The organism is Pseudomonas sp. NPDC089422 (assembly GCF_044749405.1).
Lineage (GTDB): Bacteria > Pseudomonadota > Gammaproteobacteria > Pseudomonadales > Pseudomonadaceae > Aquipseudomonas.
The window spans coordinates 73,185-86,558 of sequence record NZ_JBIVHW010000004.1; the positions used below are offsets into that span (position 1 = coordinate 73,185).

Annotated in this window: 9 protein-coding genes; 7 read left to right on the forward strand and 2 right to left on the reverse strand. The window is 61.1% G+C overall.

The genetic code is table 11. The features are described 5' to 3' along the window. Positions 1-123: 123 nt before the first annotated feature. Positions 124-1,044 carry an ornithine carbamoyltransferase gene (gene argF, locus ACIPZ8_RS08995; protein WP_400721714.1) on the forward strand — a complete coding sequence of 307 codons (921 nt, stop codon included), beginning with the start codon at positions 124-126 and terminating at the stop codon, positions 1,042-1,044. Further along, positions 1,041-2,150 carry an ABC transporter ATP-binding protein gene (locus tag ACIPZ8_RS09000; RefSeq protein ID WP_400721716.1) on the forward strand — a complete coding sequence of 370 codons (1,110 nt, stop codon included), beginning with the start codon at positions 1,041-1,043 and terminating at the stop codon, positions 2,148-2,150. Before argF ends, ACIPZ8_RS09000 begins: the two co-directional genes overlap by 4 nt. Positions 2,151-2,187: 37 nt before the next feature. Here ACIPZ8_RS09000 and ybaK read toward each other — a convergent pair whose 3' ends face one another. After that, a complete protein-coding gene (ybaK, locus tag ACIPZ8_RS09005; protein WP_294326499.1) occupies positions 2,188-2,658 on the reverse strand; it encodes a Cys-tRNA(Pro) deacylase in 471 nt (156 codons plus the stop codon). A 302-nt stretch (positions 2,659-2,960) separates the two neighbouring features. On the opposite strand from ybaK, the gene ACIPZ8_RS09010 reads away from it, so the two are divergent. The 4 genes from ACIPZ8_RS09010 to glpD all read left to right on the forward strand — a co-directional run bounded on the left by ACIPZ8_RS09010 (position 2,961) and on the right by glpD (position 7,922). Then, positions 2,961-3,812: an MIP/aquaporin family protein gene (locus ACIPZ8_RS09010; protein WP_400721719.1), complete on the forward strand. Its 852-nt coding sequence runs from the start codon at positions 2,961-2,963 to the stop codon at positions 3,810-3,812. A gap of 41 nt (positions 3,813-3,853) precedes the next feature. After that, a complete protein-coding gene (gene glpK / locus ACIPZ8_RS09015) occupies positions 3,854-5,353 on the forward strand; it encodes a glycerol kinase GlpK (protein ID WP_400721721.1) in 1,500 nt (499 codons plus the stop codon). A gap of 100 nt (positions 5,354-5,453) precedes the next feature. After that, positions 5,454-6,209, forward strand: coding sequence for a DNA-binding transcriptional repressor GlpR (gene glpR / locus ACIPZ8_RS09020; RefSeq protein WP_400721722.1), 756 nt, complete (start codon positions 5,454-5,456; stop codon positions 6,207-6,209). Positions 6,210-6,383: 174 nt separating this feature from the next. Further along, complete coding sequence (gene glpD, locus ACIPZ8_RS09025) at positions 6,384-7,922, forward strand: glycerol-3-phosphate dehydrogenase (RefSeq protein ID WP_400721724.1); 1,539 nt, start codon at positions 6,384-6,386, stop codon at positions 7,920-7,922. Position 7,923: 1 nt separating this feature from the next. Here the strand turns inward: glpD and ACIPZ8_RS09030 are convergent, their stop codons facing one another. After that, positions 7,924-12,090: an NEL-type E3 ubiquitin ligase domain-containing protein gene (locus ACIPZ8_RS09030; protein ID WP_400721726.1), complete on the reverse strand. Its 4,167-nt coding sequence runs from the start codon at positions 12,088-12,090 to the stop codon at positions 7,924-7,926. A gap of 335 nt (positions 12,091-12,425) precedes the next feature. Between ACIPZ8_RS09030 and ACIPZ8_RS09035 the strand changes: the two genes are divergently transcribed. Beyond that, a complete protein-coding gene (locus tag ACIPZ8_RS09035) occupies positions 12,426-13,343 on the forward strand; it encodes a glutamate/aspartate ABC transporter substrate-binding protein (protein ID WP_400721728.1) in 918 nt (305 codons plus the stop codon). Positions 13,344-13,374 lie beyond the last annotated feature (31 nt).

The following is a 13,374-nucleotide window of genomic DNA, read 5'->3' on the forward strand; positions in this document are numbered from 1 at the left end:
TAATTATAGTATTGCGCCTTTCCCATTTCGTCCGCCCCGTGCGGCTTACGCCGCAGGTCACTCCCGTTGTCAAAAAAAACCATACGGTCGACCTGCATACCGTTGCAGATAAGGTAGTCAATCATGAGCGCTAGGCACTTTCTCTCCCTGCTGGATTTCACCACCGACGAATTGCTCGGTGTGATCCGCCGAGGCATCGAGCTGAAGGACCTGCGCAAGCGAGGCGTGCTGTTCGAGCCCCTGAAGAACCGCGTGCTGGGCATGATCTTCGAGAAGTCCTCGACCCGTACCCGCGTGTCGTTCGAAGCTGGCATGATCCAGCTCGGTGGCCAGGCCATCTTCCTCTCGCCACGCGACACCCAGCTGGGCCGTGGCGAGCCGATCGGTGACAGCGCCATCGTGCTGTCGAGCATGCTCGACGTGGTGATGATCCGCACCCACGCCCACAGCACCCTGACCGAATTTGCCGCCAAATCCCGCGTGCCGGTGATCAATGCCCTGTCCGATGAGTCGCACCCGTGCCAGCTGCTGGCCGACATGCAGACCTTCCTCGAGCACCGCGGCTCGATCCAGGGCAAGACCGTGGCCTGGATCGGCGACGGCTTCAACATGTGCAACTCGTATATCGAAGCGGCCAAGCAGTTCGACTTCCAGCTGCGCATCGCCTGCCCGGAAGGCTATGAGCCCGATCCACGCTTCATGGCCCTGGGTGGCGACCACGTGCAGATCATCCGTGATCCGCATGAAGCCGTGCGCGGTGCGCACCTGGTGACCACGGATGTCTGGACTTCCATGGGGCAGGAAGAGGAAACTGCACGGCGCCTGGCGCATTTCGCGCCTTACCAGGTCACCCGCGCACTGCTCGACCTGGCGGCACCCGACGCCTTGTTCATGCATTGCCTGCCCGCCCACCGGGGCGAGGAAATCAGCCATGACCTGCTCGACGACCCTCGTTCGGTCGCCTGGGACCAGGCTGAAAACCGCTTGCATGCACAGAAGGCCCTTCTCGAATTCCTTGTCGAACCGGCTTACCACCACGCATGAGTCAACCCTTACTGCTCAACCTGCGCAACCTCGCCTGCGGCTACGGCGAGCAGCGCATCGTCCAGAACCTCAACCTGCACCTGAACGCAGGCGACATCGGTTGCCTGCTGGGCTCCTCGGGTTGCGGCAAGACCACCACCCTGCGTGCCATTGCCGGCTTCGAGCCGGTGCACGAGGGTGAGATCCAGCTGGCCGGCGAGGTGATTTCCCGCGCCGGCTTCACCCTGGCCCCGGAGAAACGCCGGATCGGCATGGTGTTCCAGGACTACGCCCTGTTCCCGCACCTGACCGTGGCGCAGAACATCGCCTTTGGCATCGCCAAGCACCCGAGCCAGGCGCAGGTGATCGAAGAGATGCTCGAACTGGTCAAGCTCGGCGGCCTCGGCGGGCGCTACCCGCATGAGTTGTCGGGTGGCCAGCAACAGCGTGTCGCCCTGGCGCGCGCGCTGGCACCCGAGCCACAACTGCTGCTGCTCGACGAACCGTTCTCCAACCTCGACGTCGAGCTGCGCCGGCGCCTCAGCCACGAAGTGCGCGACATCCTCAAGAGCCGCGGCACCAGTGCGATCCTGGTGACCCATGACCAGGAGGAGGCGTTTGCCGTCAGCGACCATGTGGGTGTGTTCAAGGAAGGCCGGCTGGAGCAGTGGGATACGCCCTACAACCTGTATCACGAACCGCAGACGCCGTTCGTTGCGAGTTTCGTCGGCCAGGGTTACTTCATCCGTGGCCAGATGAGCAGCCATGAGGCGGTCAATACCGAGTTGGGCGAGCTGCGTGGCAACCGTGCCTACACCATGGCGCCGGGCAGCTCGGTGGATGTGCTGCTGCGCCCTGATGACATCGTGCCAGCCCCCGGCAGCGCCCTGCAGGCGAACATCGTGGGCAAGAGCTTTCTCGGTGCGTCGACCTTGTACCGTTTGCAGTTGCCTACTGGCAGCCAGCTCGAGGCGATCTTCCCGAGCCATATCGACCACCAGATCGGTGAGGATGTAGGGATTGCGGTGAAGGCCGACCACCTGGTGCTGTTCCCGGTGCCGGGCAGTGTCGCGACACAGGCGGCGCGCCAGGAGAACGGGGTCCGGCGCTACAGCTCGGCGACCTGATTCAGGTTTCTGGGGCTGCTTTGCAGCCCCAACAATCTCAGCCTCTACCAATCCCGGCAAATTTGCCTTGGGTATGCTCGGCCAGCACCGCCGCCGCCAACTCGACCTCCAGCCCTCGCCGCCCAGCGCTGACATGGATGGTTGCAAAATTTTGCGCCGAATCATCGATAAAGGTACGCAGGCGCTTCTTCTGCCCCAACGGGCTGATCCCACCCACCAGATAGCCCGTCGCCCGCTGGGCCGCCGCCGGGTCGGCCATTTCGCATTTCTTCACCCCAGCCGCATGGGCCAGGGCCTTGAGGTCCAGCGTCCCCACCACGGGAACCACCGCCACCAGCAATTCACCCTTCTCGCTGCTCGCCAGCAAGGTCTTGAATACCTGCTGCGGATCGAGCCCAAGTTTTTCCGCAGCCTCTAGCCCGTATGACGCCGACTTGGGGTCATGTTCATAGCTATGCACGCGATGTTCGGCGCGGGCTTTTTTCAACAGGTCGAGTGCGGGGGTCATGCAGTGCTCCGGTCTGGGACAGGTCGCGGCTACTTTAGGGCAAATCCTGGATCCCAGCCAGCCAATGACTGACGCCGCCCTCTACGACGGGCATCAGCCTTTGAAACAGGCGACCAAAACGTGACTACCCGTTCACTTTCGACCTTTGACATCAGCGTTTCTTGTCTATATTTTTTCGTTTCTGAATAAATGGTGCCCTTTTAAGGTGCACTTCTTAACACCCGCCTGAGGTCAATGGGGATAGGCATCAGGCTTTGCTGTCGAGCGCTTTGCGCCTCACAACAAAAACAACGAGGTCATACATGACGACTGCTCTACGCGAACCCACACTGTCCAACCAATGCCTGGCCGAGTTTCTCGGCACCGCCTTGCTGATCTTCTTCGGTACCGGCTGCGTCGCCGCGCTCAAAGTCGCTGGCGCCAGCTTCGGCCTATGGGAAATCAGCATCATCTGGGGTGTCGGTGTAAGCATGGCGATTTACCTCACCGCCGGCATTTCCGGCGCGCACCTGAACCCGGCCGTGAGCATCGCGCTTACCCTGTTCGCCGGCTTCGACAAGCGCAAGCTACCGTTCTATGCGCTCGCCCAGATCTGCGGTGCATTCTGCGGCGCCGCACTCGTTTACACGCTCTACAGCAACCTGTTCTTCGATTTCGAACAGGCCCACGCCATGCTGCGTGGCAGCACCGAAAGCCTGGAACTGGCCTCGGTATTCTCGACGTATCCGCACCCGTCACTGTCCACTGGCCAGGCGTTTCTGGTCGAAGTGGTGATCACCGCGATCCTGATGGCCGTGATCATGGCCCTGACCGATGACAACAACGGCCTGCCGCGCGGCGCCATGGCCCCGCTGCTGATCGGCCTGCTGATCGCCGTGATTGGCAGTGCCATGGGCCCGCTTACCGGTTTTGCGATGAACCCGGCCCGCGATTTCGGCCCCAAATTGATGACCTTCCTGGCTGGCTGGGGCGAAATCGCCTTCACTGGCGGTCGGGACATTCCGTATTTCCTGGTTCCGGTGTTCGCACCGATCCTCGGCGCTTGCCTGGGGGCTGCGATCTATCGCGGCCTGATCGCCCGCAACCTGCCGACGGCGCAAAACGCAAGCGCCGAGACAACCGACAATCGCCAGGGCGATACTCAAGCCAACTGATGCTGACGCCCTGAACTCCTCTTTATGCAAGGCCTACGACCATGACAGACACCCAGGATAAGAACTACATCATCGCCCTGGACCAGGGCACCACCAGCTCGCGAGCGATCATCTTCGACCGCGATGCCAATGTGGTTGGCACCTCGCAGCGCGAGTTCGCCCAACACTACCCGCAGGCTGGCTGGGTCGAGCACGACCCGATGGAGATCTTCGCCACCCAGAGCGCGACCATGGTCGAGGCCCTGGCCCAAGCTGGTATCAGCCATGCCCAGGTTGCCGCGCTGGGCATCACCAACCAGCGTGAAACCACCGTGGTGTGGGACAAGGAAACCGGCCGCCCGGTGTACAACGCCATCGTCTGGCAGTGCCGCCGCAGCACCGAGATCTGCGCCCAGCTCAAGCGTGATGGCCATGAAGACTACATCCGCGAAGCCACCGGCCTGGTCACCGACCCGTACTTCTCCGGCACCAAGCTGAAGTGGATCCTCGACAATGTCGAAGGTGCCCGTGAACGCGCCGAGCGCGGCGAGCTGCTGTTCGGCACCATCGATACCTGGCTGATCTGGAAGTTCTCCGGCGGCAAGGTGCATGTCACCGACTACACCAACGCCTCGCGCACGCTGATGTTCAACATCCACAGCCTGCAGTGGGACGACAAGCTGCTGGAAATCCTCGGCATCCCGCGGCAGATGCTGCCTGAAGTGCGCCCGTCGTCGGAGGTCTATGGCCATACCAAGAGCGGCATCGCCATCGCCGGTATCGCCGGCGACCAGCAGTCGGCACTGTTCGGCCAGATGTGCGTGGAGCCGGGCCAGGCCAAGAACACCTATGGCACCGGCTGCTTCCTGCTGATGAACACCGGCGACAAGGCAGTAAAGTCCTCCCACGGCCTGCTCACCACCATCGCCTGCGGCCCACGCGGCGAGGTGGCCTATGCCCTGGAAGGCGCGGTTTTCAACGGTGGCTCTACCGTACAGTGGCTGCGTGACGAACTGAAAATCGTCAACGATGCACTGGATACGGAGTACTTCGCCAGCAAGGTCAAGGACAGCAACGGTGTGTATCTGGTGCCAGCCTTCACCGGCCTGGGTGCACCGTACTGGGACCCGTATGCCCGTGGCGCGCTGTTCGGCCTGACTCGTGGCGTGAAGGTCGACCACATCATTCGCGCCGCGCTGGAATCGATCGCCTACCAGACCCGCGACGTGCTTGACGCCATGCAGCAGGACTGCGGCGAACGTCTGTCGGAGCTGCGCGTTGACGGCGGTGCAGTGGCCAACAACTTCCTCATGCAGTTCCAGGCCGACATCCTCGGCACCTGTGTGGAGCGCCCGAAAATGCGCGAAACCACCGCCCTCGGCGCCGCCTACCTGGCAGGCCTGGCCTGCGGCTTCTGGAGCGGCCTGGAAGAGCTGCGCGACAAGGCGATCATCGAGCGCGAGTTCAGCCCGCAGCTGGATGAGGTGCAGAAAGAAAAACTGTATGCCGGCTGGAAGAAGGCCGTCGACCGCACCCGTGACTGGGAAGATCACGAGGCGTAATACAAATTGGGGCCGCAATGCGGCCCCAACGGCTACTGGCCGTAGCCCCCGTCCTACGGCATCATTGCAGAATTTGTCCGGCAGCCCCAAAGGACCGCCCATGAATCTGCCCCCACGCCAACAACAAATCCTCGAACTGGTGCGCGACCGCGGCTACGTCAGTATCGAAGAAATGGCGCAGCTGTTCGTCGTCACACCACAAACCATCCGCCGCGACATCAACCAGCTGGCCGAGCTCAATCTGCTACGCCGCTACCATGGTGGTGCGGCCTATGACTCGAGCATCGAAAACACCGCCTATGCCATGCGCGCCGATCAGATGCGCGACGAAAAGCAGCGCATTGCCGAAGCCGTGGCGCGTCAGATCCCCGACCATGCTTCACTGTTCATCAACATCGGCACCACCACCGAATCGATCGCCCGGGCACTGCTCAACCACAACCACCTGAAAGTCATCACCAACAACCTTCACGTGGCCGCTATCCTCGCTGCCAAGGACGATTTCGAAGTGCTGGTGGCCGGCGGTACGGTTCGCCGCGATGGCGGTGTGGTCGGCCAGGCCAGCGTCGACTTCATCAACCAGTTCAAGGTCGACTTCGCTCTGGTCGGCATCAGCGGCATCGACGAAGACGGCAGCCTGCTCGATTTCGATTACCAGGAGGTGCGGGTGTCCCAGGCGATCATCGCCAACGCCCGCCAAGTCATCCTCGCCGCCGACTCCAGCAAGTTCGGGCGCAATGCCATGGTACGCCTGGGCTCGATCAGCCTGGTCGATTGCCTGGTAACCGACCAGCCCCCCACCCCTGCCCTGACCCAACTGCTCAACCAGTACAAGATCCGCCTCGAGGTGGTTTGAGCCTGCAACGGGCCGCCAGGCGGCCCATGATTTTCGGAAATGTTCACTTTATTGTCATCTGATCAGTTTTTTCTATAAAGACTGACTGGCGGCTGGCTTTCTGTTGCGCTAGTATTTTCGCAAACGAACATCAATGTTCATATTCGATGTGAACAGCCCCAGGAGGCCTTGCCCGTGTCCCAGCCCGTTTCGTCCCAGCCGCCAGCCGCCGACTGCTATGACCTCGCCGTGATCGGCGGTGGCATCAATGGCGTGGGCATCGCTGCAGACGCCGCTGGGCGCGGCCTGAAAGTGTTCCTCTGCGAGAAGGACGATCTGGCCCAGCACACCTCCTCAGCCAGCAGCAAGCTGATTCACGGGGGGCTGAGGTATCTGGAGCATTACGAGTTCCGCCTGGTACGTGAAGCGCTGGCCGAACGCGAAGTGCTGCTGGCCAAAGCGCCACACATCGTCAAGCCGATGCGCTTCGTGCTACCGCACCGTCCGCACCTGCGCCCGACCTGGATGATCCGCGCCGGGCTGTTCCTCTATGACCACCTCGGCAAGCGCAAGCGCCTGGGCGCCTCGCGCAGCCTGCGCTTCGGCCCGGGTTACCCGCTAAAGCCGGCAATCACCCGCGGCTTCGAATACGCCGATTGCGCAGTGGACGATGCGCGCCTGGTGGTGCTGAACGCCATGACCGCCCGTGAACATGGCGCACACATCCACACCCGCACCCGCTGCCTACGCGCCGAACGCATCGATGGCCTGTGGCAGGTGGAGCTGCAGCACGCCGATGGCAGCCTGCAGAGCATCCGCGCCCGAGCGCTGGTCAATGCCGCCGGCCCCTGGGTCGCCAGCTTCATCAAGGACGACCTCAAGCTCGATGCGCCTTATGGCATCCGTCTGATCCAGGGCAGCCACATCATCGTGCCGCGCCTGTACGAAGGCGAACACGCCTACATCCTGCAGAATGAAGACCAGCGCATCGTGTTCTGCATCCCGTACCTGGATCGCTTCACCCTGATTGGCACCACCGACCGCGAGTACAGCGGCGACCCTGCCAAGGTGGCGATCACCGAGCAGGAAACCGACTACCTGCTGAACGTGGTCAACGAACACTTCAACCACCCGCTTGGCCGCAGCGACATCCTGCATACCTACTCCGGCGTCCGCCCGTTGTGCAATGACGAGTCGGACAACCCATCGGCGGTCACCCGTGACTACACCCTGGCACTGTCGAGCAGTGAAAACCAGGCTCCGTTGCTGTCGGTGTTCGGCGGCAAGCTGACGACCTACCGCAAGCTGGCCGAATCGGCGATGGCTGAACTCAAGCCATTCTTCTCCCAGATGCGCGGCAGTTGGACTGCTACTGCGCCCTTGCCTGGCGGCGAGAACATGACCACCGCTCAGGCCTTGAGTGACGCCATCCTGGCGCGTTGCGGATGGCTGCCGGCCGATATCGCCAAACGCTGGGCTACCACATACGGTAGCCGTGTATGGCGACTGCTCGATGGCGTGCATGGCCCAGAGGACCTCGGCCAACCGATCGGCAGTGGTCTGTTCAGCCGCGAAGTGGACTACCTGTGCAATGAGGAGTGGGCGTACGACGCCGACGATATCCTGTGGCGTCGTACCAAGCTGGGACTGTTCACCAGTGCAGGTGAACAGCAGGTACTGAGGGACTACCTGCTACAGCGTAAACAGGATCAGTCCCGCATCCAGGCAGCCTGAATCAGGCGGGCAGCAGGCGCTCGTGAGAGGCGTAACGCGAGCGCGCCCAAGCCTCGGTGGTCAGATTGCGAATCAAGACCGCTTCTTCTGCCGCATACTGTGCCATCAATAACCTCGCACGCTCGTCGTAGTCAGCCTCCTGGCCGACCGTGGCTCGCTCTTCCAGGGCTTCGAGGCGCTCATGGAAACCTGCCCCCATCGCTTCGAAACGTTCGTGGTAGGTTTCCCTTAGATAGCGTTGCCAATACGGCCGCTCAACGAGCGCGTCCAGCATGGCGACAGGGGTGTCGGCCCGCAACACATGAAGCTCCGCACGGCTGAGATCGGCCATGGACACGTGGGCGTATGACGCGAAATGCATCGGATCAGGCACTACCGGCAAGTCAAGAGCCCCCGCCAGTTGGGACCGGTAATAGAGTCGCACCTCGATCTCGTCCACCCTATGCCTACCTTCGCTGCGCAAGCGCTGCACATGGTCGTTGGCGATGTCGTCCAGCAGGTCGAGACGGTGCAACTGTCGCCCCAGCCGCAACAGGCGGTTTTCCCGCATGACTACCGGCCCACCTACGATGCCTTCGTGGGCCAGAATGCCCACCTCCATCTGGTTGAGCATCAGCAGCAGCCGATCATCGCAACTACGCGGGCCATCAGCTTCGCGGAATAGCTCTTCGCGCAGGGCCTCGTTGCTTTCACAAGCCTCCAGGATGCGCCAGACACGCCGTCGAAAATAGGAACGATTGGCAACGAAGTCCTCGGTCTCGACGAAGTCGGCAAGAAACCTGAACAACCCGCCGGAACCAGGCTCATCGACCAGGCGCTGCCAAGCCGTTTCACGTTCAGCACGCAGCAGCCGGTCGTCCGTTTCCACCCAGGCATCGCGGATGTTCTTATCGACGGCCCTGTGAACATGGCTCGCACTCCCTCGTGCCCCGGTCTCTGAAACACCGCGTGCTTCATCCAGGTACAGGGCGCTGCTTTCGCTCAGAGGGTTTTCGTGCAGATTCAGCCGCTGCAACCGCAAGCGCAGGCCGCGCAGTTCGCTGCGAAGTTCTCTGATACGGTTGTCTCGCAAGTCGACATGGGCCCGCAATGAAACGTTCTGATGAACCTGACTGATGTCCACCTGCCCAGTCGATCGTAGCCGGATATCACGTACGTGCGGCAGGACAGAAAGGTCTGGCATGCCATTTAACGGGTTGTAGCTCAGTATCAGTGTATCGAGGCGGGTGAGCTTGGCCAGCCGCTGACTGCCGGCCTCATCCAGCGCGATCTGGTTGTTGCCCAGATTGACTCTGCGCAGTTGAGTCATGCGTTCAATGCCTTCGGGGACGCTGCCCAGTCGGTTACCGCTCAGATCCAGGTCGACGACGTTGGGAAACAGACCGAGAAATCCGGCGTCCAGGTTTTGCAGTTGCATGTTGCGCAAGGTCAGCCTGCGCACGTGCGCAAAATCAACGCCGGCAGGCAAAGCGGGCAATTGCGCGACAGGCTCGCCATCAAGGGTCAGTTCGTACTGGTCGTTACCATCCACCAGCTTGCGCCGCCAACTACGCCGGATCGTATCAGCGACCCGACGACGACGGATGGCATCGATCGGTGTCTGCCAGTTGGACTGCCATAGCCGTAAAGCCTCGCGCAACTCCGTCAACTGACGTTGCAACATCAGGTAATGATTCCAAAGGTTATCACCTCGCTGTCGCACCGCGTCCAGATAAACATCCAGTTGCATCTCAGTAAGGGTCGGAAATATCTGATGGATACCTTGCCTGATTGCCTGGCGGCTGCTTTCACCCCCACCACTCAACGCGTAAGCCAGACGACCGTCGGCAAAGCGCCTCGGTGGACGGATATTGATGCCCACAGGAGGCTGGCCGATTAACCGCGCTGCCTGCTCACGGTCCTGTGCGGCCATTTGGAGCAAGCGGTCACGCAACTGATTGGCCTGTAAGCTCGCGCTGCCAAGTTTCACTTTCTGGTCGTCATCAAGACAGCGCAATACGGCCTGCAACAGCGAATGACCGGCACTGTCAGGAGCCTGGTTTTCCTCGCCAGCCAGCCTGTAGCCTTGCTCCTGTCGGACGATCACACGCACCTGCTCCGGCGCCTCGCCCGCAGTTGCCTGCAACAGGTGCCCGCTGCGGTTGCCATCGCGCAATTCGACACGAACCGACGATGGCCAGGGCGCCTCGCGCTCGATCAGCGCCAGCACCAGTCTCTCACTGTCTGCGTTGCCGAGCGCCTGCAAACGGATGCCAAGGCAAGCTCGGTCGACACGGCTGTCACGTACGTACCAGCGAGCCCGCTCCGCCATGGCCAAAGGCACGCGATTGGAACTGTGGAGTCGTTCCAGCAGCGAGGAACTGCTTTGTTCGATGACTTCCTGGGCACCACGAGGGGTCAACCCTGAGAAAGCCTGCATGAGCTTCATCTGATCATTGCTCAGGGTTGGGTGCAGATCCTCCAGCGCCTGTTCGAATGCAACGCCACGCAAGGTTGCAGAGGCCTTGTACAACTGGATGCGCTCATGCATGTCGAGCAGCCGCGCAGGCGGTGCCGCCCGCTCCAGGTTCAGGCGCCGCAATTGCTGCGGATCGAACCCCGAGACCTCCAGCAATAGCGCCGCATCAGTCGACAAAAGGCCAGCAAAATGGTCGCCTGGTAAGCCTTCGAGCAACACCAGGGGACTTTCCTCGGCAGGAATGTAGTGCGGGTTGCGTACCAGTCTTAACCCCTCGCTGCCGATGACTTTGGGCGCGAGGCCATCGACGAAGGGAATCCGTTTCAGCCCATGCAGCGCACCCGCCGTCGCGCCAGCCAGCACCACGCTCTGCGCGACAGCGAAAAGGTGATCGAGCGCGCCCTGGCGATCACCTAGTTGCCAATCCTGGTAGCCCTCATAGACCTCATCGAGCAATTGCGCCGCGCTGACTACCAGCATCAGCTCTCCCAGCACAGGCACGACGAACCCCGCCAGCCCCAGCAAGTCCAGCCCAGCCGAGAACATTGCCTGCAAGCGCTTATGCCGGCTCAGGCGATCCTCGACATCAGTGGGAACGGCAAGGTGCGCAGCATCTTCAAAGACCTTGGCAATCAACAAGCCTCGCACATGGGCGAAAACGCCACCGTCGACCGGCCGGTTGCGCCCATCGAGTTCAACCCGCTCTTTTCGCGTGGAGGCAACCAACGCACGTGAAAGCGCCAAATCGAACTGTGTCCTGTCCTGTGCGTTGATAAAGCGCCGGAAAAATTCGCGGAACAGCGGCATTGTCAAACGCAGTGCCAGCTTGGCGTAGAGTTCGGCCCATGAATCGTGGAAGTGCCATTCTCTCTCGGGGTCACCGGGTATCCAGAGCATGACTTCATCGATGTCCCTGGAACCCGCAGGGCGCCACTCGAGCGCGATCACCCCGACAATGCATTTACCCAACAGGTAAAGTTGACGGGGCGTAAAGGCTCCACCTCCCGGAGCCTGCTGCGGCGGTTGTTCGAAGAGTGTCTGCAACCGCTGCAGATCGAACCCGTCCAACTGCTTCCTCAGCCTGCCGCCATAGATTGATGCCTGCAGGCGCGTGCGTACACCCTGCTCGAACAGCTGGGCTATGGCCCCGCGCGCCTGCTGCTCAGGCTGTCCACGACCCGACTTGGGCTGGAGCACGGTTTTCAGAAGTGCCTGGTATTTGCCGCCTACATCCAACTCGCGGCACAACCTGACAAAACGTTCGAATGGCATCGACAGCCTTGCGCCGTCGGGGCCGGCCAGATGCGCTTTGCGCAGGATCCAGGGTTCCTCCTCATGGGCTTCGAAGTTGTGTAATGCAGCCGATAGAAGCGTCTGTCTGGTGGTAAGGGTCATGCTGGGCTGATAGAGCTTTTCCGCCGCCGAAGGCAGCTTGAACTCCTCGCCGACGATCACGCTCGAACGGCGCACGTCGATCTGGCCGAAGCCAGCTGCAGACAATGCATGTTCCAGCAGCGGAGCGGCGAATGCTTCAATGGCCGGAATGCGGCCAAGCAAATGCTGCAAGCGCTCCGCAGCCTCTTGCTGCGCGCGCAGCGCTTGGTGGTAGTGCTTGAGCAGCGTTGGCTCTGTGTCTGTCAACCAGGTAGGCAACTGCCTTGCAATAAGCTGATCGACAGCGTTCGATGGGATGGTTTCGGTGGATGTCATGCGGGGATCTCCAAGTGTTGGAACACCGAGAAAATCACCTGCCTCAGTGGCACGGGTGGTACATACAGCCGCCCCCGGCAACATTGAATCACTCATTCGGATTACCGAACATCTCCATCCAACTCATTCGGAATCCCGACAACTTTGCACGGGGAGAAAATCGTCAGAAAAGATTAATCCCCCGTATTTTCGCGGCGTTATGATCGACAACAGAGCTTGGCACGACTCATGCTCTACACTTGGTAGCCGAATGCACTCGCTTCTTGTTGTATTCGTTGAACGAAAGAGTCCGCCAACGGCTCCATAAAAAAAACAAACACGTCGAGGAAAATTTGATGCGTATCGTTCGTCATCTGTTGGGCGCAACCATCGCCGCCGCGATCATCGCTTCGCCAGCCATGGCCGAAGAACTGACCGGTACCCTGAAGAAGATCAAGGACTCGGGCACCATCACCCTGGGCCACCGCGACTCTTCCATTCCGTTTTCCTACCTGGCCGGCAAACCCGAGCCCGTGGGTTACTCCCATGACATCCAGCTGGCCGTGGTTGATGCCCTGAAGAAGCAACTGGGTACCGACATCAAGGTCAAGTACAACCTGGTCACCTCCCAGACCCGCATCCCGCTGGTGCAGAACGGCACCGTGGACCTTGAGTGCGGCTCCACCACCAACAACGTCGAGCGTCAGCAACAAGTCGGCTTCTCGGTCGGCATCTTCGAAGTCGGTACCCGCCTGCTGACCAAGGTCAAGGACGGTCAGCCTTCCTACAAGGACTTCCCGGACCTGGCCGGCAAGAACGTGGTGACCACCGCCGGTACCACTTCCGAGCGCATCCTCAAGGCGATGAATGCCGACAAGCAGATGAAGATGAACGTGATTTCCGCCAAGGACCACGGTGAAGCCTTCAACATGCTCGAAAGCGGCCGCGCCGTGGCCTTCATGATGGACGACGCCCTGCTCGCCGGCGAAATGGCCAAGGCACGCAAGCCGTCGGACTGGGTCATCACCGGTACTCCACAGTCGTACGAAATCTACGGCTGCATGGTGCGCAAGGATGACCCGGCCTTCAAGAAAGCGGTCGATGACGCCATCGTTGCCTACTTCAAGTCGGGCGAAGTCAACAAGAGCTACGACAAGTGGTTCACCCAGCCGATCCCGCCAAAGGGCCTCAACCTGAACTTCCAGATGAGCGACGAGCTGAAGAAACTGATCGCCGAGCCGACCGACAAGGCCGCGGACGAGAAGAAGTCCTGATCCTCAGCCAATAGTGGCCTGGTGCGCATCC

Coding starts and splice junctions, on each gene's coding strand:
- ACIPZ8_RS09035 (WP_400721728.1), top strand. CDS start 12,426: ATGCGTATCGTTCGTCATCTGTTGGGCGCAACCATCGCCGCCGCGATC.
- ACIPZ8_RS09010 (WP_400721719.1), top strand. CDS start 2,961: ATGACGACTGCTCTACGCGAACCCACACTGTCCAACCAATGCCTGGCC.
- argF (WP_400721714.1), top strand. CDS start 124: ATGAGCGCTAGGCACTTTCTCTCCCTGCTGGATTTCACCACCGACGAA.
- ACIPZ8_RS09000 (WP_400721716.1), top strand. CDS start 1,041: ATGAGTCAACCCTTACTGCTCAACCTGCGCAACCTCGCCTGCGGCTAC.
- ybaK (WP_294326499.1), bottom strand. CDS start 2,658: ATGACCCCCGCACTCGACCTGTTGAAAAAAGCCCGCGCCGAACATCGC.
- glpR (WP_400721722.1), top strand. CDS start 5,454: ATGAATCTGCCCCCACGCCAACAACAAATCCTCGAACTGGTGCGCGAC.
- glpK (WP_400721721.1), top strand. CDS start 3,854: ATGACAGACACCCAGGATAAGAACTACATCATCGCCCTGGACCAGGGC.
- ACIPZ8_RS09030 (WP_400721726.1), bottom strand. CDS start 12,090: ATGACATCCACCGAAACCATCCCATCGAACGCTGTCGATCAGCTTATT.